At 32.0% G+C, this 25,655-nt stretch carries 20 protein-coding genes and 1 pseudogene; 6 read left to right on the top strand and 15 right to left on the bottom strand.

The features are described from left to right. Positions 1–39: 39 nt before the first annotated feature. The 3 genes from I6U48_RS04070 to I6U48_RS04060 all read right to left on the bottom strand — a co-directional run bounded on the left by I6U48_RS04070 (position 40) and on the right by I6U48_RS04060 (position 1,496). Positions 40–609 carry a M15 family metallopeptidase gene (locus tag I6U48_RS04070; RefSeq protein ID WP_218319128.1) on the bottom strand — a complete coding sequence of 190 codons (570 nt, stop codon included), beginning with the start codon at positions 607–609 and terminating at the stop codon, positions 40–42. A 38-nt stretch (positions 610–647) separates the two neighbouring features. Next, positions 648–833, bottom strand: coding sequence for a hypothetical protein (locus tag I6U48_RS04065; protein ID WP_218319127.1), 186 nt, complete (start codon positions 831–833; stop codon positions 648–650). A 225-nt stretch (positions 834–1,058) separates the two neighbouring features. Continuing rightward, the gene (locus I6U48_RS04060; RefSeq protein WP_218319126.1) at positions 1,059–1,496 is read right to left on the bottom strand and encodes a MarR family winged helix-turn-helix transcriptional regulator; all 438 of its coding nucleotides are present in this window, start codon (positions 1,494–1,496) and stop codon (positions 1,059–1,061) included. 177 nt (positions 1,497–1,673) lie between these two features. Between I6U48_RS04060 and I6U48_RS04055 the strand changes: the two genes are divergently transcribed. Next, positions 1,674–2,675: a YhdH/YhfP family quinone oxidoreductase gene (locus I6U48_RS04055; protein WP_218319125.1), complete on the top strand. Its 1,002-nt coding sequence runs from the start codon at positions 1,674–1,676 to the stop codon at positions 2,673–2,675. A gap of 23 nt (positions 2,676–2,698) precedes the next feature. Here I6U48_RS04055 and I6U48_RS04050 read toward each other — a convergent pair whose 3' ends face one another. From I6U48_RS04050 to I6U48_RS04040, 3 genes are all read right to left on the bottom strand, one after another. Beyond that, positions 2,699–2,944 (bottom strand): hypothetical protein, encoded by a 246-nt coding sequence (locus tag I6U48_RS04050; RefSeq protein ID WP_218319124.1) that lies wholly within the window; start codon positions 2,942–2,944, stop codon positions 2,699–2,701. Between the two features lie 64 nt (positions 2,945–3,008). Continuing rightward, positions 3,009–5,432, bottom strand: coding sequence for an NADH:(hydroxy)cinnamate reductase subunit CrdB (locus I6U48_RS04045; RefSeq protein WP_218319123.1), 2,424 nt, complete (start codon positions 5,430–5,432; stop codon positions 3,009–3,011). A 14-nt stretch (positions 5,433–5,446) separates the two neighbouring features. Continuing rightward, the gene (locus tag I6U48_RS04040; RefSeq protein ID WP_218319122.1) at positions 5,447–6,046 is read right to left on the bottom strand and encodes an NADH:(hydroxy)cinnamate reductase subunit CrdA; all 600 of its coding nucleotides are present in this window, start codon (positions 6,044–6,046) and stop codon (positions 5,447–5,449) included. A 173-nt stretch (positions 6,047–6,219) separates the two neighbouring features. On the opposite strand from I6U48_RS04040, the gene I6U48_RS04035 reads away from it, so the two are divergent. Both I6U48_RS04035 and I6U48_RS04030 read left to right on the top strand, forming a co-directional pair. Continuing rightward, positions 6,220–7,167 (top strand): LysR family transcriptional regulator, encoded by a 948-nt coding sequence (locus I6U48_RS04035; protein WP_218319121.1) that lies wholly within the window; start codon positions 6,220–6,222, stop codon positions 7,165–7,167. Next, on the top strand, positions 7,160–8,098 hold the full coding sequence (locus tag I6U48_RS04030) for an FAD:protein FMN transferase (RefSeq protein ID WP_218319120.1): 939 nt from the start codon (positions 7,160–7,162) through the stop codon (positions 8,096–8,098). Before I6U48_RS04035 ends, I6U48_RS04030 begins: the two co-directional genes overlap by 8 nt. 189 nt (positions 8,099–8,287) lie before the next feature. Here I6U48_RS04030 and I6U48_RS04025 read toward each other — a convergent pair whose 3' ends face one another. The 4 genes from I6U48_RS04025 to I6U48_RS04010 all read right to left on the bottom strand — a co-directional run bounded on the left by I6U48_RS04025 (position 8,288) and on the right by I6U48_RS04010 (position 13,480). Next, a complete protein-coding gene (locus I6U48_RS04025; RefSeq protein WP_218319119.1) occupies positions 8,288–9,826 on the bottom strand; it encodes a pterin-binding domain-containing protein in 1,539 nt (512 codons plus the stop codon). Positions 9,827–9,951: 125 nt separating this feature from the next. Next, a complete protein-coding gene (locus I6U48_RS04020; RefSeq protein ID WP_218319118.1) occupies positions 9,952–10,149 on the bottom strand; it encodes a hypothetical protein in 198 nt (65 codons plus the stop codon). A 250-nt stretch (positions 10,150–10,399) separates the two neighbouring features. Then, positions 10,400–10,753 (bottom strand): MDR/zinc-dependent alcohol dehydrogenase-like family protein, encoded by a 354-nt coding sequence (locus I6U48_RS04015; RefSeq protein ID WP_218319117.1) that lies wholly within the window; start codon positions 10,751–10,753, stop codon positions 10,400–10,402. A gap of 159 nt (positions 10,754–10,912) precedes the next feature. Next, positions 10,913–13,480, bottom strand: a complete 2,568-nt coding sequence (locus I6U48_RS04010) for a winged helix-turn-helix domain-containing protein (protein WP_218319116.1) — start codon at positions 13,478–13,480, stop codon at positions 10,913–10,915. Between the two features lie 814 nt (positions 13,481–14,294). Between I6U48_RS04010 and I6U48_RS04005 the strand changes: the two genes are divergently transcribed. Both I6U48_RS04005 and I6U48_RS04000 read left to right on the top strand, forming a co-directional pair. Beyond that, the gene (locus tag I6U48_RS04005; RefSeq protein ID WP_218319115.1) at positions 14,295–15,221 is read left to right on the top strand and encodes a GNAT family N-acetyltransferase; all 927 of its coding nucleotides are present in this window, start codon (positions 14,295–14,297) and stop codon (positions 15,219–15,221) included. Between the two features lie 23 nt (positions 15,222–15,244). Beyond that, entirely contained in the window at positions 15,245–15,598 is a 354-nt protein-coding gene (locus tag I6U48_RS04000; protein ID WP_218319114.1) for a hypothetical protein, read from the top strand. Positions 15,599–15,979: 381 nt separating this feature from the next. Here I6U48_RS04000 and I6U48_RS03995 read toward each other — a convergent pair whose 3' ends face one another. Both I6U48_RS03995 and I6U48_RS03990 read right to left on the bottom strand, forming a co-directional pair. Then, positions 15,980–16,576: a hypothetical protein gene (locus I6U48_RS03995; protein ID WP_218319113.1), complete on the bottom strand. Its 597-nt coding sequence runs from the start codon at positions 16,574–16,576 to the stop codon at positions 15,980–15,982. Between the two features lie 198 nt (positions 16,577–16,774). Next, the gene (locus I6U48_RS03990) at positions 16,775–19,222 is read right to left on the bottom strand and encodes a DUF5050 domain-containing protein (protein WP_218319112.1); all 2,448 of its coding nucleotides are present in this window, start codon (positions 19,220–19,222) and stop codon (positions 16,775–16,777) included. Positions 19,223–19,500: 278 nt separating this feature from the next. On the opposite strand from I6U48_RS03990, the gene I6U48_RS03985 reads away from it, so the two are divergent. Next, a complete protein-coding gene (locus tag I6U48_RS03985) occupies positions 19,501–21,066 on the top strand; it encodes a cell wall-binding repeat-containing protein (RefSeq protein ID WP_218319111.1) in 1,566 nt (521 codons plus the stop codon). A gap of 32 nt (positions 21,067–21,098) precedes the next feature. Here I6U48_RS03985 and I6U48_RS03980 read toward each other — a convergent pair whose 3' ends face one another. From I6U48_RS03980 to I6U48_RS03970, 3 genes and pseudogenes are all read right to left on the bottom strand, one after another. After that, a complete protein-coding gene (locus I6U48_RS03980) occupies positions 21,099–23,165 on the bottom strand; it encodes a methyl-accepting chemotaxis protein (protein WP_218319110.1) in 2,067 nt (688 codons plus the stop codon). Positions 23,166–23,480: 315 nt separating this feature from the next. Beyond that, positions 23,481–24,182 (bottom strand): annotated as a pseudogene (locus tag I6U48_RS03975) (family 1 glycosylhydrolase); the annotation flags it as partial. A gap of 822 nt (positions 24,183–25,004) precedes the next feature. Further along, the gene (locus tag I6U48_RS03970) at positions 25,005–25,577 is read right to left on the bottom strand and encodes a DUF6790 family protein (protein ID WP_218319109.1); all 573 of its coding nucleotides are present in this window, start codon (positions 25,575–25,577) and stop codon (positions 25,005–25,007) included. Between the last annotated feature and the right edge of the window lie 78 nt (positions 25,578–25,655).

Genomic DNA, 25,655 nt, shown 5'->3' with positions numbered 1-25,655 from the left:
TGCGACAGCCCTTTTATATCCTTGTTTTTATGAAATAGTTTATATAAATTTATCTAACTTTACATCTAAAATATCATATTTTTTCCACTCAGAATCTACATAATGCCACCATTCGGAATCTATATAGTCGAAACCAAATTTACACATTGTTTCTGTTAAATAATTTAAATTTTTTCTTACTTCTTCCTCTATATTTGGATTATCTCTTCTTGCTTTTATAGAAAAATCATCAAAGGATGAAGGCATTTTAAGTTCTTCTCCATTATTTGTTATCAAAGTTACGTCTACTGCAGCTCCATAACTATGTTTAGAACCAGTCTTAGCTGGGTTAGCTACAAACCTATCATCTGGCAGCACATTCCAAAAAAGTTGTTGTACATAAACAGGTCGGTATGCATCCCAAACCTTTATTCTATAGCCTTTCTTTTTTACTTCTTCATTTACCTTAACTAACTTTTCTGCAGTAGTTCTTCTAAGTACACATATGTCTATAGGATATATTTTTTTTCCAGTGAAGTTATTTTCACTAGCATATCTAAGTTCTATGGAAATTGTGTCATCTAAATCCTTTAGACGAACTAATCCATTTACTTCTATTATTTTTTTCATACTTTCACACCCTTATAAATATTGTATATTTTGCCATATTACTTACCTATAACCTTTTGTGCTTCTCTACAGAGTTGTATTCCAAATTTTAAAGGTTGTCCTTTTATTTTAATCTCATATACAGACAATTCATCACCTGCCATAAACACATCTCTTTTTTGAATTGTTTTTTCTATGAACACGATACCCAATCTTATCATTAAGTACGTCTTTCTGTTCGCCATGGATAAAACAGTTCTTCATCAAAATAAAGAGAAAAATCTCTTATATCCTCAACAGATAATTGATTTTTTAAAACTAAAAAATTAAGCCCCTTAAATTTAGGGCTTCTCTTCTAAATAAATCATGTAATTTTACTTTTATTTGATTTATAATATCAACTTTTATACTTCCAAACTTTTTAATAACGATAAATTTTGATAAAACATATTATGCTTAGTTCTCTCTGATTAAGTATTTGAATTGAAATTATTACTTATTTTCTTTAATAGCTTTAAAAATATCTCTTTTTCTTCTTGTGAAAAATCTTTATAGGCAGTAGCATACACTTCATTAGAAATAGCCTTATACTTATCTTGTATCTTGTTACCTTCGCTAGTAAGTATTATATAGGTAACTCTTTTATCTGTTTCATCTTTTATCTTTGTTATATATCCAAGTTCCAATAGCTTATTTACCAATGGTGTTATTGTTGATTTATCTTTTCCAGTTATTTCAGCAATTCTCTTCATTGTTAACTTTCCATTATTTTCATATAGAGCGGTAAGAATGTTGCCATGTGAAGAAATCAGCCCATCTAGACCGTTTTCAAGCAATTGCTTCTCGATAAAGCTTATCATTTTCTTTCTAGTTCTGCTTATAAAATATACTATATATTTATCATTCATATAAAAACCTCAACTTTAGACTTAATTACATAACTTAACTAATCATGTAAATTATAATCCTATGGAAAAGTATAAGTCAATATATATCACTTGGAAAAATAGTTTGACACAAAACTATTTTCTATATATAATTAGTTTTGCATCAAACTATTATTTTAGAGAGGAGAATTTAAATTAATGACAACGGAAAAATTTAAAGCCATGGTAGTAAGTGAAAATGAAAACAATACCTATTCAAAAGAAATTGTAGATAAAGAAATTTCTAGTCTTCCTGAGGGAGATGTATTAATTAATGTAAAGTATTCATCTTTAAATTATAAAGATGCCCTTTCAGCAACGGGCAATAAAGGAGTAACACGAAACTATCCTCATACCCCAGGAATAGATGCTGCTGGAATTGTGGCTGAAAGTATCAATGAAAATTTTAAGATTGGAGATCCTGTACTAGTTACGGGGTATGACTTAGGCATGAACACTCCAGGAGGCTACGGACAGTATATCAGAGTTCCTGCTGACTGGGTAGTTAAATTACCTGAAAGTCTCTCACTGATGCAAAGTATGATATATGGCACTGCAGGTTTTACAGCTGCTTTATCTCTATATAAACTAGTAGCATCAGGTATTACTCCATCTGATGGAGATATATTAGTAACTGGTGCAACCGGTGGAGTAGGAAGCATCGCAGTAAGCATCCTAAGTAAGCTTGGGTACAGTGTTATCGCTACTACAGGCAAACCTGAAACAAAAGATATATTATTAGAAATGGGAGCAAAAGATATAATTCTCAGAGAAGAATTAGATGATAGGTCCGGAAGAACCCTTCTAAAAGGAAGATGGGCTGGAGTAATAGATACAGTTGGTGGAAATATTCTAGCAACAGCACTTAAATCCACTAAATATGGTGGAAGTGTAACCTCCTGTGGAAATGTTGCTTCTCCTGAGATTTCAACAACTGTATATCCATTTATACTTAGAGGTATATCTCTCCTTGGAGTAGATTCTGTTCAATGTCCTAGAGACTTAAGATTAAAGCTATGGAATTTACTTTCAAATGAATGGAAACCTGATAACTTAACTTTAAACGTTCAGGAAGTATCACTAAAGGATTTAGATACAAAAATTCAGGGGATTCTTGAAGGAAAACTAATAGGTAGGACTGTAGTAAATCTTGATTTATAACAGCAAGGAAGGACAAATATAGATTATTTTGCGCTATCAAGACCTCTACTTGCAGAACCTTTTTTAATAAAAATATGGAAAGTAGGAAAATATAACTTTTTATCCGTTTTCCTGGCTTTCACACTAAGTTCCTTTTCCATAAGCTTCAGTCCTCTTTTGATTTTAGTAACTTCAATATTTGAAAGACAAGAGAAAGAGCCTATAACCACATTTTTACTTATGCGTGTCATAGACTCTTTTCCTTTGTATCTGGTACCTTGCCAGTTCATATACTCATTTTCTCAGACCAAAGTTTGGAATTAAAATTTCTTATTTTAATTATATAAACATTAACTATTTCATTTCATCAACTGCAGTTTTACCAGCAATTCTTCCGAAGGTAAATATATCAGTTAATGCATTACCGCCAAGACGGTTACCTGCATGGATGCCTCCAGCAACTTCTCCAGCAGCATAAAGATTTTTAATGCATTTATCATTTTCATCTAATACATGGGCTTTAGTGTCTATCTTAAGTCCGCCCATTGTATGATGAACTGCTGGCTTTCTAGGAGTGGCATAAAACGGTGCCTTTAAAACTTTTAAGCTAAAGGTATCCTTATGAAATTCAGGATCAAAGCCTGCATCAACATAGGAATTATATTTATTAATTGTGTCTACAAGAACTGCAGGCTCCATACCAACTTTTACTGCTAGCTCTTCTAGTGTATCTGCTCTAAATAGAGTACCAGCTTCTACCTGACGGTCTAGCTTTTCTTGACTTGTATTAGCCGCAGTTTTCTTTATTTCATCATCGGCTATAAGGTAGAATAAACCACCCTGGTCAATAGCAGCTTTTGTTAAAACATCTCTTCCAGAGAATTCATTAATAAATCTTTTTCCTTCTTTATTTACCATTACAAAGTTTTCAGGAGGTACTTGAACTCCACTGAATAATTCACCAGTTTCAGGATCAGCTACAGGCATCATTTGAGTAAAGCCCATTCCTGTAAGTGCTGCTCCTACAGATTTACCAAGTAATATTCCATCACCAGTCATAGCATAGGAATTGGTAGTTCTTATATTATCATCAATATTGCTCCAGTAAGTGTTGTATTCTTTTAGCATCTTTGTGTTTGCACCAAAACCACCACTTGCAAGCACTACTGCTTTTGCATGAACAGTTATCTTTTGGCCATTGACACCAGTTGCTATAACTCCTTTTATTTCACCATCTTCTATAATAAATTCTTTTACAGGGCTATCAGTAATGATTTTTCCACAGTTTTCTTGTACATATTTTGATAGTGCAAGTATAAAGGCTGTTCCATAATTTTTCACCGGCTTATGACCACGGCGCCAAAGTGCACCAACAGGAGCAAATACTAAGCTCTTATCATACTCAACCCCTATTTCCTCTAGCCATTTAACACTTTCTAAAGCTCTGTCAGTAAGTATCTTTACCAGGTCATATTGTCCATATATGGTGTTTCCATTAAGGTCCGTTCTTTTACCACCAAAATATGTTTGCATTCTGTGAAGTAGTGGAGAGTCAAATAGATGTCCCTTTTGTGTGTCAAACTTTTTCTTGTAAGCAGAAAATTCTTCTCTAAGTGCACGGAAATCCTCTATATATTCTGGATGAATTAAGCTCTCATCTGTAGCTAGTAATTCTTCAATAGTATGTCTTTCTCCTGGATTTTCTTCAAACTGTCTCTGCCATTCTGGATCTGCAGCATTGACAGGACCACCTGAACGTATGGTATTTCCACCTACTGCTGGATATTTCTCAATAACAATAGCACTACAGCCATTTTGCAGCACTGTTGCAGCTGCACTTAGTCCAGCACCGCCTCCGCCTACAACTACTACATCACAAGTATATTCTTCGTCTTCTCTTAATAGACTGCTAGCAGGCTTTGGACGTCTCTTAAGGATGTCAGGGTTAACTCCTGCAAGCTTAATTGCTTTGGCTACACCATCTAGTACAGCATTACTAGTTTCAGAAGCACCAGAAAGAGCATCAACATTTAATGTCTGTCCTTCAATTATTTTATCTGGTATTCTTACAAAAACCACATCTGCAAGTCCTTCTGTCTCGCCTTCTGTATCTATATCTATACTTTCTATTCTCTTTTCACTAAAAGATACCTTCATTGGAAGACTTCCGCCGTGACCTATTGCCTTTACTTCATATTCTCCTGGTTCAAAGGAAAACTCTTCTTCTTCGTTTAGCTGATTTGCAATCTTTGAGAAACGCATAAAGCGTAGTAAGCATATTTCTAAGAAGTCTATGGTTCTTTCATCCTTTAGATTGCCTTCTTCATCAAAGGCTTTATGTGCGCTTCCAAGTAAAAATTCATATCCTGGCATTACATTTGCATCAACACCTGGTGCATCTAGGATTTGGCGAAGATGCAGTTGTGCACGGGAAGAACCTTGAACATCAAGAGAAGCTCCAAGGATCATTACTGGTTTGCCAGCAAGTGGATGAAGGTCAAAACTTAACCATTCAATTAAGCTTTTAAGACTGGATGGAATTGAGTGATTATACTCAGGAGTAGCTATAATAACACCGTCACTTGCCGTAATCTTATCATTGAACATCTGTATCACTTCACTTGAGGATTGATTATCAGATTGATTAAACATAGGAACATCTGTAATCTCAAGTATTTCTATTTCTGCCTTTGATTCAAAATATTTTTTCATAAACTGAAGTAGTTTACGATTATATGATCTTTTTGCACTAGTTCCAACAATTGCTATAAATTTCATTGTTATTAATCCTCCTACTCTTGCCAAGTGAATTTTTTAACTTTTTTATTTGAAACTTTTTCTGCTAAAAGTTTTGATGTAATATCTGTAAATAAAAGAAACTCTCTGAAAATTTCCTCAAGCTCTGCTAGCTTATCTTGATAGATAAGATTTCCTTCACTATTAAATGCACTCTGTGATTTTCCCAAAAGGAATTCACTACTTGGCATAATTCTAGCAGCAAGCTCAGGTGAATCAAGTATTTGTCTAAGATGTGCCTGTGCACGAGAAGATCCAAGTGTACCATGAGAAGCCCCCACTATTAGAACAGGCTTATCAGTAAGTGCTTGACTAGTGTAACTAATCCATTCAAGAGCACTTTTTAAAACAGCAGGTATAGCATGATCATACTCTGGAGTTGCTATTATTACTCCATCTGCTTTAAGAATTTTATCGGATAATTCTGCTACCTTTAGAGGAATATCAGAATCCTCTGGTTCATTAAAGGCAGGTAAATCCTTAATTTCATATAGTTCTATCTCCGCCATACTTAAAAAATGCTTTTGCATAAATTGAAGCAGCATACGATTAGTTGACACATCTGAGTTCGTACCTACAATTGCTAAATATTTCATAGTGATCCCCTTTCTGTATTTCAAAATTTCATAATCTTTAGTAATTCTTTGATATAATTTTAACATTTTAAATACATTATATCTAATAGTTATTTATTGAAGTTTGATAACATATTTGTTATAATCAAGCACAAGAATAAATAAGTTAATTATCTTACAAAAGGATGAGTTAAATGTCAAAATACTACTCTCAGGATATATTATTTTATATTGATGCCATTTTAAAACATAGTAATTATGGCAAGGCTGCCAAATCACTTTATATTTCTCAACCTTATTTGACACAGGTTATTAAAAGGATAGAAACTCAGTTAAACTGTGAGCTTATAAGTCGCAGTAAACTGCCATATCGATTAACGGAGCAGGGGAAGATATATTATCAGTATTTAACTTCAATGGAAAATAATTATGCGAAGCTCCTTAGGGAAATATCAGCTGTGTCAGATATAGATAACAAAGTTATAAGGATAGGAGTGCTTCCTAGCCTTGGAACCTACCTTTTACCTCTTTTTTTACCAAAGTTCTTGAATACACATCCAAACTGTAGAATAGAGCTTTCAGAGGCTTTACCAGAAAAAAATGAGAAACTCACTCAAAATGGTGAATTAGATTTTTGGATTGGACAAAATTCAAGAAATATTTCTCCAAACTTAAACTCCATTAGTTGGGGCAGACATAGATACCTTGCTATTATTCCTCGCTGCTGTGATCTATATCAAAAAGACGTGGCTATTATTAAAGAAGGAACTATCGACATAAACAAGTTATTGTGTCAAAAGCTGATACTAACTGCCAAAGGTTCTGCTATAAGAAAGCAGATAGATCAGTTATTAAGCCTTTATAAGGTGGAACCCAAAATCATAATGGAAAGCACCGAAATCAATACTGTACATAAACTTGCAATGAATAATTTGGGACTGACCTTTATACCAGAAAGCGTCTATGTAAAGGAGTGTCCATCTGAATATAATATATATCAACTTCCAATTGATGAGCTGAGTTTAGATTATTTTATAGCATATCACAGTGAAAGAAAACTAACTGACATTGATAAAGATCTTATAGATGCATTTCTAATTCCTGGGCAAAATAATTTCAATATAGGTGAGGAAAATGAATGAGTATAAAAAGATAATACATCTTATGGGAACAAAAATTTCTCTCTATATAAAGGGAGAGTCTGCTGAAAAGCTTGCAGAAAAGGCTTGCGGCATGCTGCTTCATTATGAAGAAGTCTTTAGTGCCAACAGCCAAACTTCACAGCTTGCTATGCTAAAAAAAACAGCTTTCTTGGCTCCGCAAAAAGTAAATGAGGAACTATATGAGTTGATAAAAATAGGAAAAAAACATAGTCTATGTGACAATTCATATTTAAATATTGCAATAGGTCCATTAATAAAATTATGGAGAATAGGTTTTGAAGAGGCACAGGTACCAGAGAAAGAAGCTATAGCAAAGGTACTGGAACTTTTAAAGCCTGAAAATATACAGCTAGATGATGAAAAAAACACTGTGTATTTCCTTAAAAAAGGCATGGAGATAGACCTTGGAGCCATAGCTAAGGGCTATTTTGCTGATAAAGTTATGGAATTCTTTAAAGAGAATGGTGCTGTTTCAGCTATGGTAGATATGGGAGGTAATGTTCTCGTTTTTGGAGAATCACCATCTAAAGGCGGTGACTGGAATGTAGGAATACAAAATCCATTTCTACCAAGAGGAAATGCGGTGGCAGCTCTGAAAATAAGAGATCAATCCGTTGTAACTTCAGGAATATATGAAAGAGTGTTTGAAAAGAATGGAACTAAATACCACCATATATTTGACAGCAAAACAGGTTATCCAATAGAAAGCAATATAGCCTCTTTAACTATTATTGCTGATAAATCCCTGGACTGCGATATATATACTACAAAATTCTTTGGATTAGATGCAGCTTCAATTATTCATAGAGTTAATACAATCAAGGGCATAGGTGCTGTTGTAATAACTGTGGATGGAAAACTAGCCTATACAGATAATCTTATAGGAAAAATATATCCATTAACAATGTAACATTCCAAAGAATAAGGTGATATTCATTGTTGTAACCCAGAATGTCCAAAGTTTTGTGTGTTAAATGTCCTTTTAACCATGATGTTTATAAATTTACTATATTTATGTTTAGAGCTTTGCAAGGGGGTAACTTTAATCCTTGCAAAGCTTATATATGAACTGATTAGAGGGTACATCAAAAGATAAATGTTATGAATTTTTATGACGATCTTTTTTTATAAAAAGAATAACCCTATCAAATATTAGCTCATTTGGAGAAGGCCCAACCTTTGTGCATTGCTCTAAATATGCCCTAAAACCAATATAAATCTCTTCAGCTGGATTGATATTTTCTGTTTGTGGATTATCTTTAAAAGTCTTAGGATCAGCACTTGGTATTTGTTTGTAATTATTACAGTTTTTATTGTTTTGAAAGCCAAACTTATAAGCATAAAGCTTATCAACATCAGAACCTTCAAAATATTCCTTGGCACTGCCTAGTATCTCCTTGCTATTTGCACTGACAACTCCGTTATCATATTTACTGCCATAAACTATAATATTTGAATAGGTACATTTCTTCGTTTGGGCATGATTAACTCCATATGCAACTAAAAAAGCATCCTCATATGGCAATATAAATGACCCCGTTGCCAAATAACTTGTATCCCGTCCTTCTCCTAAATCATTAAGGTTTTGTTGAATGGCAATATAGCTTTCTTGCAGCCAAACATCTGTGGTAAGTTCCACTGCATCATATTCGTCACAATAAGCTGACAGTATTCTCTTTCTTAGCTCCTCTACAGGTTTAATATACTGAAGTTCCGTCTTCCCATTGCCGCGAACGCTTAAATTTGGAATAGAAATAGGAGATCCGCCTTTATAATTTGCTGTGATTCTATAAGCATTCACCGGTGGTCTTTTAATATAAGCCTTTAATTTAACATCATTCTTAGTATCCTTATCATTATCTTTCTTACAATTTGAAATACGATTGAGAATAGAAACGGTGTCACAAGTCTCATCAATACCTAAATTGACAATGTCCTGAGGTATGACTATAGTGTTTATAGAATCTCGTGAAATATTTGCTTTGACAGCCGCCTCATATATTTGCTTTCTCAAGTCCTCATTTGAAGTAAATATAATTAAAAATGGCTGATTAAATGGACAATTGTGATCAAGTATGCCTTCTTTCGTACCTGGAGTGTTGATTTTTAAAAGATTCAAAGGTTCACCCAAACAACCATATACCAGTTCATGATGATCATTAATACTCTTAATTGGTTTGTTACGAATAGGCGTTATTTTTATATCTACTGGTTTTCTGTCCTGCTTCTCTACATAACGTAAGTTTAAATAGGCACCATAGCTGAAATAGGTGACCTCCGGCGGTGTTTCTCCAATAATTACAATAGCCTCATTAAATCCCATATGAAATGACAAACACTTATCTGGGTCTCCCTCAATAGGAGTATAATCTTTAGCTGTCTGTCCTGGCGCAGGGGCCATTGCACAGGAAAGATAGGGGTTGTTGTTGTTATTTCCAAAACAGCTTGTCATGAGATGCTTATTGCACATATCAAAAGGATCAACCTTTAAAAATTCTCCTTGATTATATGAAAGATCCTGGGCTTCTAAGTTTTTTAGAAACTCTTTCTCCTCTTCCTTGAAAGTTCGAAGATCATTAATATAGGACATAGTATATTTGTTGTATGATATACTCACATTAAAAACTTGTGTAATCATACTCTCCTTTCTTAGCTTTTTATTGTAATTGATATATACACACTGTGGAATGTTGACATGTTTTATAGCTTAATATTAAAACCATCACTAGTTTATAATTGATAAAATGACATCCACAAAAACATTTAACATGCTTCCGAGCAATAATTAAGACCGGTACTGTCCACCATAAGACTATAACATTCATCGCATGGATAAGAACAATCGAAATTTTCAGGCCCAGGACATTTTGAGGTGCCAAAAAATTCTCCTGTAGGCTTCCTTAGTCCTCCCCCTGATGCTTTATCGAGTTCATCATCTGAAATTAAATTTTCCGTTGACATAAAAATACCTCCTTGATTTATAGATTTTTTTATTTCACATATTTATACGAAAGTAATAATATAGTAGCTCATAAAAGTATTAAATTTCGATGATCTTTTTTGAATTATATAATAAATTTTTTTAAACTTAGATGAGCTACTATCTTATTACTTTCGTATACATAAATACAAGATAAAATATGAAGGAGTGGAATTAAATTATGAATTCAAGTCTATACATTGATAGGAATCTTTACAAATAGATTTGCCTTTAGTCTATAAATACAACTGGTTTGATCAAATCACCAGGTTTTTTATCCATCATATCAAAAGCATCCTCAATCTTGTCAAAGCCTGAAAAACGATGTGTAATCAACTTTGTTGTATCAACACGATTATTTGTAACCATATTTAGCATTTTTCTGATTCTTAGTGTACCGCCAGGACAGAAACCTCCACGGATTGTTTTATTTGCCATGCCAAGTCCCCATTCATATGATGGCATTGCCAATGTATCAGTAACGTCAAAAAAGTTTACATTTGATATATAGCCGCTTGGTAACAATATTATATTATAAATATTTGTTAGTAATTTATCAAGCAGTCTAAAAGGGCTCTCTCCCAATAAAATTATGTTAACTCTACAAATTGAATTTTATCCCTTTATTTTGCTGTTTCTTTCGTCTGCACGAGCCCTGCCCAACAATAATTAAATGCTTTCAGTCGACATATTTTTTTACAGTTTCTAGGTAATTCCTAAGAAAAATTTCCAGAGCTTATTCCTTCACATAGATGATTCTTTTATTTTTTTTATACACTGTATACGATTTTTCACCTTTAATTTTATATATATATTACCGGTATGGGCTTTTACTGTTCTGATAGTTATTCCTAATTTTTCTGCAATTTCTTTGTTAGTATAGGTATCGATTATAAGATGTAGAACCTTCTTTTCCATAGCAGTTAAAAGATTTTCAATTGTATTTGAGTTTACAGGAACTATGAAGTGCTTAGCAGCTTCTTTTGTCTGGTTGAGTAGATTTTTTGCATAAACTGAAAGTTTATCTCTTTGTGTGTTCCTATTTATATACATTTCCAGTAAAGAATTCATGGGAGCAAACTCATCTACAAAACTTCTTACATATCCTTCCTTAATTCCTATGGAAAGAGCGTTTTTAAGGTGGTTTTCGGCAATTTCTTCATTCAGGTCTTTTATTGCTGCAATAGCAAGAAGATTGCTTATTTCAACTATGCTGTGATCTTTCTTTTGACTTATAGCAAAGCTTAAAAGACGGTTCAACAGTATATTAGCATCATTATATCGTTGTTTATGAATTAAAACTCTTCCAAATACAATTAACTCATATTCTTGTATTTTGATAATATTTTGATAAATATTCAGTCTGTTTTCCTTCATCCAATTATCTATCAGTTCAGTATCATTCAAATCAATATAAAGTCGTACCTTAAAGGCGTTAAGCATATAGTTCCAGTGAGGCTTATTGAATTCTGCCACCTTGGTTTCACATTCCTTAATAACCTCCAGAGCACCTTGTATATCTCCATGAGCCCGTTTTATTTTTGCTAGGGTAATCATTGCAGGAACTAAAGCTCCTGTGCAACGAGCATTTACAGCTTCATCAATGGAATTAAGCAATTCTGTAAGGGCTTCATTCAATTTTCCGCTTTCATAATACAATTCACCTTTAATCAGGGGTGCATATCCAGGATTTGTGCTTATTAAAGTTCTATAATTACCTACAAGGGAATCATATTCATTAAAATTTTTTCTTAGTATTTTTACAAGGGCATGGTATGGCGCACGGAAAATGGAAATATCAAAGAGATTAAAATCCATGTATTCTGTATTGATAGCATTGGTTAAACCACGGGCAGCAGCTTCCTTAATCGTTAGCAAGGTGTTTTTAATATTACCCTGACGTATAAAAAAGTTAGCTTTAATCATTAAATAGACTGTATTGAAATCTTTAGAAAATGTATTCTTATCTTCTTTTTCCAGTGCCAATTGCATTCGTTCTATATATTTTGAAGCATTCTTAAAATCATCTGTTCCGATAAAATAAGTTGCTTTTATTATCATAATCATAAAAGAATTTTCAACATATTTGACTGGCAGCCTTTCAATCCATGAAATAACATTTGAAAATTCTCCCTTTCTTATTGGTATTTGACTGTGCTTTTCTATAAGAGGTAGAGCAGCTTCATAATGAGAGCCTTTTAAAAAATGATTGATTGCTTCATTGAAAAAGCCTTGTGCTTTAAACCATTCTCCTGCTTTGTAATGTAAAGTTTGAATTAAGGAAGAATCTCTTTTTAATAACTTTTTTCTTAAAAAATTCAAAAAAAGATGATGGTATCTAAACCATATGCCTTCATAATCTAGAGCTACAAGAAAGCTGTTTTGAGTATACAGTTCTTTTAGTAATTCATCTCCAGCATAATTGGTAATTTCTTTGCAAAGAGGTCCACACATTCTATCTAGTATAGATATTTTTTCCATAAAATCCTGCTGCTTTCTTGTCCATGTATTATAAACATCTTCAGCCAGATAGTCTTCTATGTATAAATTGTTACTTCCAAAGTTATTTATAACATTATGCCTATTTTTTTCATCTTTAAGGGAAAGAGATACTGCTACTAGTGCAGCGGCCCAGCCTTCTGTGTATCTTTCAATCTTATGTATATCTTCTTTTGGTAGAAAATATCCTCTTGTTTCATAATATTTAGAAATTTCTTCAGTTTCAAAGCGGAGTTCATTTGCCTGTATTCTTACTAAATCCTCTTTCAAGCTAAGCTTTGCCAATTTCAAAGCTGGCTCAACTCTACTTGTTATTATAAGGTGCATGTTTGAAGGCAGATAAGTTATAAAATAAGATAGACCTTCGAGAATAACAGGATTTGTAATTAAGTGAAAATCATCTAATACAAAGAAAAAATCTGATGATATAATTGATAAGTTATCTATCATAACGCTCAAGTGAGCACTTGCTTTAAAAAGCTCTTGTGACTCAAAAATATATTCTGCAGTGTCAATGATGTCATCTGAGATATTGCTAAGTGCAGCACAAGAATAGCTCCAGAATGTAAAAGGGTCATTATCATCTGAATCAATGGAAAACCAGGCACATGGTATCGAAATACCTTCAAGCCATTTGAGTACAGCAGTAGTCTTACCGTAGCCTGCAGGAGCTGTTATAATGGTTAGTTTATGGCTCAATGATTCTTCTAGCATGTTATTGATGAAAATACGAGGGATTAGACAATTATTTATCTTTGGTATGCTACATTTTGTTTTTAACAACCCAATATCGGTTTGCGTTTCTTTTATCATCAACATCATCTCCTACAATAATTGGCTTTATTAGAGTTAAAATGCCATTATTTGATATTATACTATTTTTCCAAAAATACAACAATAAAAATTGGATTTAATTAAGATCACAGCTAAAAAATACTTATAATCCTTCAAATAACTTTTGAAATTCCACTAATGATAAATAATAACCTTTAGATTGTCAAAAAGCATTTGAACTAGGTGCAAATTTAACAAATTAATTTAGCAGGCTTTGAGCCAGCTATAGAAAATAGAATACATTATGCTAAGGTTTTAGAGAAAAAAGGCATACATATCCTTCTTCTTTCATTTTATCAAGTGGAATAAACATATATTCCCTTTTCAAAATGCTTATCGTAAGATATATTTCGAACTGGTTTTATATTAAATAATCATCCTAACAAATATTTCAATTGGAAAATTTCACCTTCACATTGACATAAAATACCTTCTAAAATTTATATAATTTTTTTAGTTTCAAATATCTATACGAAATAAATAATATAGTAGCTCATAAAAGTATTAAATTTTCTTTATATACAATAAAGCTAACACTTTGCTGTCCTGTTCATCTTTAACACATTGAACAAGCCTACCTAATGAATCATTATATGAACACCATTTATCTTTATAGTCATTAGAGGCATCCTTATTGCGTATACGTAAAGGTGCAGACATTGAGGAAATAATTTTCTTTCCATTCTTAGCTTAAAATATTGAAAATATTGAGCTACTTTTTCAAGTGTTTCGTATTAATAAAACAAAGAAACTAATCATTCACATTTTAAATTTTAGGAATAGGAGGATAACTATGAATATAAGAGAAATATCATTTTTAACATACATACTAAAATGTAAAACTTTTTCAACACCTCTTTCAGATTATTGTATAAAAAATACAGTCAATGGAAATGGTATGAGTTTGCTTGCAGCTTATGCTGACGATGAAAATAGCTCTATATTAGGTTTTTGTGTTCTAAATAAAATGAATTTTAAAAATATTAGTTTGGATTATTTATTAGTTAGAGAAGAAAACCGCAGAACAGGAATTGGCAAAAAACTATTAGCAGCAGCTATTAACTATGCAAAAGAACAAGGAAACGTTGCTGTATTAGCTCGTATCATAATTAATACTAAAGAAGAGGACTTAAGTTTTATAATCAGAAATAAGCTGTTAACTAATTATGGATTTCAAATTACAAGAACGTCTAGCATTATTAGATGTAATCTTGAAAAAAGTAAGCCTATATGGTACAACTTTATGAAAGAAAAAGGAGAAAAACTTATAGCTAGAAGCAAAGCAAAAGGCTTTAGTGTAGTTTCCTTTGCAAAAGCTGGAGGGCTTATAGATAATTTGAAGAAAAAAATTAAAGATGAGTTTCCAAGAGAATTAAACCCCACACATTTTATAGATAATCCAGTTGACAAACTTATACCAGAATTAAGTTTTATAGCTGTTAAAAATAATATTCCTGTTTCTTATTGTATTGTCACAACAGTTGATGGAAAAGCACTAGTGTTTCAACAATTATCAGTAGCATTGAAGTATAAGAGAACAGGAGTTTTTTTCCTTCCTTTTGCAGCATTTATGGAGCAGTTGTTTTTACAAAATAGCTATCATAAAGTTTCTTATACTGTACTTGATACAAATAAGGAAATGATAAAACTTGTGAATGGATTTCTAGATTCATTTATTGAAAGTAAAAAATCGCAAAACTTTTATATGTTATTAATATAACTTTTTTAGGAGGTATTTTAAATATGGCAGAGGAAAATAAAATTGAAAAGTTATTAGTAAATTGGGGTGAACAGCAACATATCATTCTAAATGAAGCTCTTAGATGTAAAAGTGTTGAAGACCTTCAAGTCCTTGCAAGCAAACACAACTTATCCATTAGTGAAGCAGAAGCTAAAGAACTATTTCATAAACTTAGTAAGAATTGTTCATTATCTGATGATGAGCTGGATATAGTTACTGGTGGTAATAGTGATAAGTATGGAACCAATTCTTGTCCAGGTTATCTATATCTTTATCCTCATAGCCCTTGTCCACAATGCTCTGGTTCCTTTCAAGGTGATGATGGCAAAATTCATTGTAGGCACTATCCTAATTAAGTTAGGAAGAAATAAGGGAAAAAAACAAGCATCTTCATTTTGAAAGATGCCTGTTATGCTCTCATAATCTCGCTGACAAACATAAATGAAATCTTATGATTGTTTTGGTAGTTGGTCAGTATAGCACAAATTATTGTCCCTTCACGTACTCCTTTTATATTCCCAAAAGTAAAAAGTGAAATTATTAACGAATATTTTTACTAAATAAATGGATGAAATCCTAACTTTTACAAAAACCTCAACTTTAGAACAAGCTGTTAAGATGCTTTATTCCTTTTGGGATTTACTAAAACACAAATAGAGGATGCTGCTAAAGCTGGGAAAACGGCCTTTGATTTTTTATCTAAGCATCACTTGATAACCATTGACCAGGTGTAAATATTAAACTGATTTATCAATTGAACCTATTGTAGCGTCTATACTTGCCACATTACTATTTCTTTGACTTGCTCTTGCGGCATTATTCCACGCCTTATTATATATACCCCAAAGCTCAGATTCACGGGCGTTTTCTGCCTTTGTCCCATAGGAAATCCATTTGCCATTTGAGTAAGAAGCTACCATTTCACCATTACTGTCGTAAAATTCAGCATAAGATACATCTGTTGCTTCTTTACGATACTTAACGTTGCCAAATAAATAGTCTACCAAGTTAAGTGTTTTAGGTTGTGGATTTTTATTTTTGAATATTGCCGTTAATCCTTCTGTGATAATATTTTTTCTGTCTGGAGAAACAGTAGAGACATAACTTTTTACTAAACTTCTAAATCCAGCAGATTCCGATTGAAATTTTCCGGCAGACTGGTCTTTTTTTGCTTGCTCTATTATAGCCTCTCTGTATTTTTCATCGCTCATGGCAGGAGCTTTCTTAGTATTAAAGTTAAAATCTGTATAATTAGGTGAGGGCACATTTCCAATTTTCTTAGCACTGGATAATGACCGACTTTGTGAAAAGGTGTAGTAGTTGTCTATGTGCATTTCATATCTCCTTTCTTAATATTAATCTCTTCCAAAGACCCATGCTATCACCCCGTACTTTGTAAGTTATAATATCACTTACTTTTATATCTAATCATAGCACAATATTACATTTTAATCCATATAAGTACTTATAATGATAAATTTCAATTTTATGCTTACTAGGTAATATTTTCAAGTAATACTTTCCTTAAAAATCTAATATCCATAGTCATACCAGGTCTGTAGATTATAAGCATCAGACTCTAACAGGCTTCCATTTGGCGAAGATACTTTCAGAAAATAAATAGAACTATTTAAATGAATTCTAAAAGAAGCAGTCCCATCGTATTTTGTTTTTGTACTGTAAAGTTCATTACCATCACTATCTGTTATACTTATAGTAGCATTGCTTCCTAAACTTGGAGAAGAAAAAGCTACATTTAAATAATAGTTAGTCCAAGGAGTAAATTTAAAATAATCCACATCATTATATTCTAAATTACCATCCAAGCTTATTGCATCACCAAGACCTTGAGGAATATCAAGAAACTGCGCTGTTAAAAGCGAGTTATTTGATTCTTTTTCAGGTATATTAGGTATTATAAACCGCTGATTTGAGCTGCCATCAAGCTTCATAATGAAGTACGCACTATTGTAATCTGGAAAAACATAGAAAATCCAATCTCCAGTAATAGTCACTACCGAAGCCTTAATATCGGTCATTTTTGTTTTATCTGACCCATCTGTCCGTATTTTATATAGCTTGCCTCCATCGGAATAATTGCCATAATATATCCAATCGTTATATAGGGTTATTCCACGAATATCATCTTCAGTGATTTTAACCTTTCCAGTACCGTCAGTTTTCATTTTATAAAGATGAATATTCTCCATTGGTCCTAAACCACTATAAGTCCCATCTATCGCCGTAAAATAAATCCAATCCCCAGCTACACTAACATAATTAGAAGAGTTACTATCGAGTTTAGTTCTCTCACTGCCGTCGATTTTCATTTTGTAAATTGATAGCCCATCTTTTTCACTAATATAATATATATATCCATCTACGATATCCATATCATATGAATAGTCATCGCTTAATTTCACTTTATTTGAGCCATCAGTTTTCACCTTACACATTCCAGAATCTGATTGACTATAATAACTATAGTAAATCCAATCACCTATCACAACAATGTTTTCAGTTGGTTCATCTACTATTTTTGTTTTATTTGATCCATCAAGGTCCATCCTGTATATTTTAGACTGATCGTTCATATTTCTATAATAAATATAGTTGTTAACAATGTTAATATCTGCTATAGACTCATTACTTATTATTTCTGCTTCAGAACTACCACTTTTGATTCTATAAACTGCGTTTCTATTTTTAGAACTAGAAAAATATATGCTTCCTTTATAGTAGATTATATTTCCACCATTACCATTAATACTTCCGTTTTCCTCCTCAACCTTTAGGGTCATTGTAATTTTTTGAGGGTATCCTGAGACAGTGCCTTCAAAGGTATAGGATGAAGGCTTAGAGGTATCTACATAATTTGAACTCCATTTCACTGGAACAAGCTTTGTAGATGAATCCTCATAGGTTGCCAGTGCTGTAGTCGGAAAATGATATTCTTCATTAATAAAAGCAACGTCGGAGATATTGTCAACTTTGGTAATAGGAGTATACTTTATTACACTTTTTATGCTATTTTCCGTTAAGCTATTTACTGCTCCTATTCCTCCAAGTATATTAACTGTTTTATAGTTCTGCTCCTTTAAATAGTCAGATGTAACTTGTAATAATGGCTTATCTACAAGTATTATCGAAGAACTATAATTTGAAGCAAGTACACTACCAGAAAGAGCATCAGGGAAATCATTAGCTGACGCTATAAATGCAGAGTTAAGATCTAAGGAATCCTCAAATTCTCTTAAAATACGTATGTTAGTTTCATATCTATCCATACCACTAAGACGTTTTGGGTTTTTCAAAGAAGCTTTAACATTAGCATTTAGTACCCCTACACCTCCAATAATATATGAGACTGGTACATTCTTATCTTGTAAATAATTCTTGGCAGACTGAGATAAGGAAGTCCTTGAGGATAGCAAAATGGGCATTCCTAGTTTCGCAGCAATAGGAGCAATACTTAGGGCATCAGGAAAGTTTTCACCTGAGGCTACTGCTATACCGTTTTCACTATTAAGCTGTTCTGCAACTTTTACAGAAGTCTCAAATCGATCCTGACCTGCAAATCTTGTACAATTTATTTCAAGACTTTTTAGTTGCTCTTCTATATGAGTAGATATAACTCCAGTACCCCCTATGATATAAACATTTTTAGTTTTAAGCTTGATCAATTCATCTAAAACGGGATTACTAAGTTGGTCTTTAGATGAAAGAATTATAGGCGCATTTTTTGCTTTAGCAAGCGGCGCAGCGCAAAGCGCGTCTGGATAATTTTCGCCATTAGCTATTACCACATTTTCAGCCTCACTCCATCCATTTTTGACTACAGACAAGTTCGTTTCGTACCTATCTATACCAAATATTCTATTAACATTAGGAGAATCGGCTGATACCTTGCCTGCAGACATGAAAGTCAGCAACAATACTGTAAATAAACATAAAAGTAGGGAAACTTTACTTTTTCGCATGTTTTTCCTCCAAAATTCAATTTTAAATAGCTACTTTTATCTTAACTTTTTTAATAGTAAGTGAATACAGGAAATAAATTCATGTCAGCAAACATTTAAACAAAAAATAAAATGAATTAACTCTTATAGATTTATATGACAAACATTCCAGAGGTTCATCATGTAATATTCTTTATTCTCATGGTATTGTTTTAGTATGAATCAAATATTTAATTTCTTATTAGGTAAGATGTATTAATTTACTACAGTAGATAAATTATAAAGGAGTTGTATTTCATTTGAATAAGGTATTAAGATTAGTTGTGACTTCTGGTATTATTTTAAGTATGTCTCCTATTGTAAAAGCTAATAGTGGCTATAATGTAACTAGGTTATATGGAGAAGATAGATATAAGACTTCTCTAGCGATAGCAAAAAGTTACAGCAATGAAATGATGAAGAATATTATTGTTGCTAATGGAACAGATTTTCCTGATGCACTTACAGGCAGCATACTTTCAAAAAAGTATAATGCACCTATACTACTATTAAGTAACTCACTAGGTCAAGATGATGAAGTGATACACTATATTATAAGTCATTTAGATACTAACGGAACATTGTTTGTTCTAGGGGGAAGTGGTTCAGTAAGTGATGACTTTATAAAACATATGAAAAATGAAGGCTTTAATAATATTGAGAGACTAGGTGGCATTGATAGAGTTGGCACAAATAAATCTATTATCAATAAAATGAATGTTAGCAAAGGCACTCCGGTAGTTATAGTTAATGGATATGATGGTTTTGCAGATGCTTTAAGTATTTCCAGCATAGCAGCATCAAAGGGATATCCTATATTTATTAGTCATAAGTCAAATTTGCCTGAAGAAGTTAAGAGTATGATTTCAACAATTGTACCAGAAAATGTGTATATAATTGGAGGTACTGGTTCAATTGACACTCAGGTGATTGGTCAAATAAAAAGTTTGCTGCCTGATCTAAAGGATGATAATATAATTAGACTTTCAGGTATAGATAGATACGAAACTTCTTTAGAAGTATTTAAATATTTCAACTTAAATGTAGATACATCCATATTTGCAAATGGAGAAAATTTCCCTGACGCTTTATCTGGCAGCGCTTTAGCTGCTAAACTTAATGCACCAATACTTCTTACAAATGGACAAGATGCTTCTAAACAAATAGAGTTAATAGACAGCAAAAATTTCTCAAATATATTTTTATTAGGTGGGATTGCTTCTATAGATTTTCCAATAGAATATCAGCTAAAAGGGTATTTTAAGCTGACGGAAGCTGAAAGTTATTATGTAGACTCTCTATTGACATATAGTGATGAATATCTTTCAGATCTTCAAAATATATACACAGGGTTAGATAGAATTTCTGAAAAGATTAATAAAGCACAAAGCTTTTTAAATATAAATGATGCTGATTCAAACTATGCGGCAGGAGACGCATTTTTCTATGCATCACATATAGATGGTTACTTTTGGTCAGATTACAATGGAGATCTATCTGTTTTAGGCTCAAAAGCTTTAGCGTTAGAGTGTCCAGATAGTACTGCGCTAGTAAAACAAGAGTTTTATAATATCTCAAAAGTAGATGCTAATGTATTTAATACTGCAAAACAAGCCTATAATGATTATTGGCTGGCAGCATCTCAGCTTCAAAGACTATCTAGACCGAAATTTGGGTTTTATGAGCAGAATGCCAAACCATATATTGATCAAATGACCAAGGCAGCTAGTACTTTTAACAGCTGTGTAAGGAATATTAGAAATCAAGAGGGAGAAATGAAAAAACTTCGAGATAGAATAGCGAATGCTAAAAAATATACTATATAGATTAGCAAGGGTGACAGGTCACCCTTATTATATCAATATTTAAATTTCCCCACTATTTTCATCAACTTTTCTGATATTTCCTCTGATTTCTTAGCAGCCTCAACAATATCAATTATTCTTCCAGCTTGTATATCCATTGAAGCTGACATTTCCTCCGTTGAAGCTGCAGATTCCTCAGCTACTGAGGACATGTTTTGAATAGCTTCGACCACCTTATTTTTATTATTTCCTATATTTTTTATATTATTAGCTAATAAATTTGTTTGAGTAATGTTTTTATTTACTGCACTAGAAATTGTATCAAAAGATTTTTCTGTTTCTATTAATTTATCATTAGCTTCAGAAACTATATTTTGAACTAAATCTACATTGTTTTTTGTTATATTTATATCCTCTTTTATTTCATTAATTATATTAGATATTTCTTCCGTTGCTTGTGAAGTTTCTTCTGCTAATTTTCTCACTTCATCAGAAACAACGGCAAAACCTTTTCCAGATTCACCAGCTCTAGCTGCCTCAATTGCAGCATTAAGGGCAAGCAAGTTGGTTTGTTCTGCAATATTTTTTATTGTTTCAATAATTTGGCTTACAGAAATTGATTTTTCAGCTAATAAATCAGCATTTTTAGTTACTGTATTAGATATCTCAACATTAGTATTAAATTTCTCTTGTAATGTTTTTAAGGATTTATTTCCTTTATCGTTAACATCCGCAACGATTTCAACATAGTGTTTTATATTATCTGAATTACCAACAATTGTATCTATTTCATTTGATAATGATGAAAGCTGTTCTGCCCCCTCACCAGCTTGAGCTGCTTGTAATGATGCTCCTTCTGCAACTTCAGATACAGTTTTTGTTATCTCTACAATATTTGTGGATACTTCTTCAGTAATCTGAATCACTTCTTTTGAAATATTAAGAGTGTCAGAAGAAGTTTCTTCTAGCTCAGAAGCAATTCCTCTTAATTCCTTTCTCATATTAGCCGTAGCTCTTGCCATATCCCCAACTTCATCTTTTAGATTTAATAAATATTCAAACTTTTTATCATATACTAAATTCAACTTGGAGGTTCTATTAACTAATTCAACAATTTCATTAATTGGTTTTGATATTCTTTTACCTAAATACCAGGCAACTATAACAGCAATAAGTACGCCTACAGCTATTACCCCTATAATAATCCATAAACTTCTACTTAGTGAGTTGAAAATTTCTGTTTTTGGAACAGCATTTACCAGTATACTTCCATTGATTAATTTTGAATAGCTGATAATCATATCTTTATTATCAATATTAACTTCATAAGTTCCATTATTTTTTGAAGCCATATCCTTGGCAATTTCTGCAAATCTGCCATTTTCTATAGCTTTAAAATTATCTTTCATAGTATATTTAGAATGAACTAAAAAATCAAGTTTATTATTTAATAAAAACTCATATCCTGAATTGTACAGCTTTGTTTCTAAAATATTTTTTTTAAAGTCATCAATCTTTATATCTGTGCCGACTATAGCTATAAATTTTCCATTAACTATAACAGGTTTTGAGTATGTAATTAAATTAAGCTTTAACGTTTTATCTTCATAAGGGTCAGACCATACTCCCTGTTTTGATTTTATTGGATCAAAATACCAAGCCATACTTGGATCATCTTCTTTAAATTGTTCCTTAGGTATTGCAGGAGGCTCTTCATATTTGCCATCATTTAAAAGAAAAGTACTATAATATAACTCACCTGGAAAATTTGCATCAAATGTCACATATTCATCAACTGCTCCTTTATTTTCACTTAAAAAACTTTTTACTATTGGTTTTAGCGATTCATTAAATTCTTTTAGGTAATTTGAATCTGAAAGCTTTGTAATATCCACTTTAGATGATACGACACTGGCAAGTCCATCAACAGAATTTTGAGTAGTTCTTAATTGGAGATTTTCAACATCTGAATTGCTTTTGGTGAGATATGATAGTTTATCCTTTGCTTCAGAAGAAATTACAATTCTGCTTTCAAGAATACTAACCACACCTACCAAAACTGACAATAAAATGCAACTTACTGAAATAGCTAGAACAATCTTAGTACTTATTTTTCTCACAATATTCTCCCCCTTAAAAGCAATATATTGTTTTAAAATTACTAATACTAACTTTAATAATAGAGTTTCATGTAATAACTAAAGAAATGTCCCTTCTCATAGAAATTAAATACAATATAAATATATGTTTTTAATTATATCTCAGGTATGACCGTGTTATCAACAGCAATTACATTAAATCAAGAAAATTTTTGCTCAATTCAAACATTTTAGGATATTTTACTTGCTAAATCAACATCATAATATTTATAAGTACAAAAGGGACTGCCCTAAAACTAGGCTAGTTTTAGGGCAGTCCCAATACCTTCAATTCATTTATTCTAAATCTTTCCCATTACTTTCAATGACTTTTTTATACCAATAAAATGATTTTTTCTTTATTCTTTTCAGTGTACCATTTCCATTATCATCTTTATCAACATATACTAATCCATATCTTTTCTTCATTTCCCCTGTACCAGAGCTAACCAAATCAATAGCAGACCAAAGGGTGTATCCAATTAATTCTACATTATCTTCTATAGCTTTATTCATTTCTATAATATGACTTTTTAAATAGCTAATTCGATAATTATCATGAATATCTCCATTATCGTCTATATCATCAACAGCACCTAATCCATTTTCTACAACAAATAAAGGAATTCTATATCTATCATAAAGCTTATTTAATGTATATCGAAGTCCCTTTGGATCAATCTGCCAGCCCCATTCGCTCACATGTAAATATGGATTTTTCACTCCACCCAGCAAATTTCCCATGGTAGTCTCATGACCTTCTTCTGTAGTTACACAATTGCTCATATAATATGAGAATGAATAAAAATCAACGCAGCCTTCTTTTAGAATATTTTCATCCTCTTGTCCAAAAGTAATCTCAATATTATTCTTTTTAAAATAATTGAATATATAATAAGGATATTCTCCTCTTACTTGTACATCTGCACAAAAGTCATTTATAATATGATCTAATTCTTGCTGAAGTAGTAAATCTTCTGGTCTGGAAGTTAAAGGGTACAATTAGTAAAAGCCCATAGAGCTGCTAAGATCAGAGAAGAGTTTGTTTAATTGAAGTTTAACCATTCTTTCGCACTCCAATCCATGTTCTTTCTTCTATAAATAATTTCTCATGTTTTGTATGATATACGTACATTTCTCTACTTTTATCCTTCTTATATTTTTCTGCATACTCTTTAAGTGCTTCTTTACCTTCTTCATAAACATTTATAACTGAAAGCTCTTCAACAATTCTTTTTCCCTCTTTTGAATATGCCTCAGTAGCCTCAAATAATATCCATTTATTTATTTATATATTTCTTGCTTCTTCCCATTTCATATAATACACTCCCTCATTTTATATATTCACCTTTTTTCCATAGTAATTTAACTTATGTATACCTTTTAACACTTTGTTTAAGCCATAGAAACATAATGTCAAAAAAATTTTTTATAACCATATTATATCTTATTCTTATAATGTAAACATAGTATATTTACATTATTTCTGCTAAAAGATTCACTTCTATAAAATGCTTTATCTTAACACATACTCCGTATACATTCTAATATTCCAGCATTATTCTCTACTGATTTTCACCCTCTATTCCTTAAATAATTACCATTCCTATTTTCTTCAAAAAATAATAACGCCATTAAAGGCACCCTAAATCAATGCTTTCAATGGTGTTTATAATTTTATATATTGAATCAATGCAAGGACATGCTTACTGTCTGAGCTTGCTACAATGTTTCCTGAAGGTTTAAGAGTGAAGTAAAAGTGCGGCAATTTTACCACACTTTTTGCCTTTCCTATCAAAAGCTATTTTCACTTTAAAACAACTATCCTCTATTCTCGCATACAAAAGTACAATACTCTTCTCTAGCTATTATTGTGTTACCGCTTCCCTTTCTATGGAAAAAAACTGTATCTGGCAAATAAGCATTAAAAATCACATTATCTATTGCACACATAATTGCAGTAAGTTCAGGCATACCAAGCTTAGAAAATTCATCTTTACTTCTCTTTTTACTAAAAAGATGCAGACAACCTGCAAGTCCAAAGTACAGACCACCTGATATAGCTGCCGCCAAACGAAACCCTGGGAAGCAAAATGATAATACTCCAAGGAGTCCAAAACTTATATTTGCAAACCCAATTTCTCTAACTATAGGAAAACTTTTCTCATCATTTACCTTAAATATTTCCTTTGCTGTAAATGATGGATTAGCTGCTTGCTTTAAACCTGCAGATAATAACCGTAATCCAACTCCTGAAAATACAAACCATTTGAACATTAAGTTAGATATGTTAGTTCGAGATTTTAAAATAAAAATATCATTACTGATTCCCACAATAGGAAGCAATGCAAAGAATACTACTATTGATATTTCATATAAACCAATTTTTCTCATTTATATCTATCCTCCAAAAATTAGGGTGAATAACTTAACTGTTAATTGTTTTATATAATTTGTAGCTATTTAAATTAC

Source organism: Clostridium thailandense, from assembly GCF_019207025.1.
In the GTDB taxonomy this organism is placed as follows: domain Bacteria; phylum Bacillota; class Clostridia; order Clostridiales; family Clostridiaceae; genus Clostridium_AM; species Clostridium_AM thailandense.
Note: the sequence above shows the minus strand (reverse complement) of the source record. Positions and strands in the feature narration are given on the sequence as shown.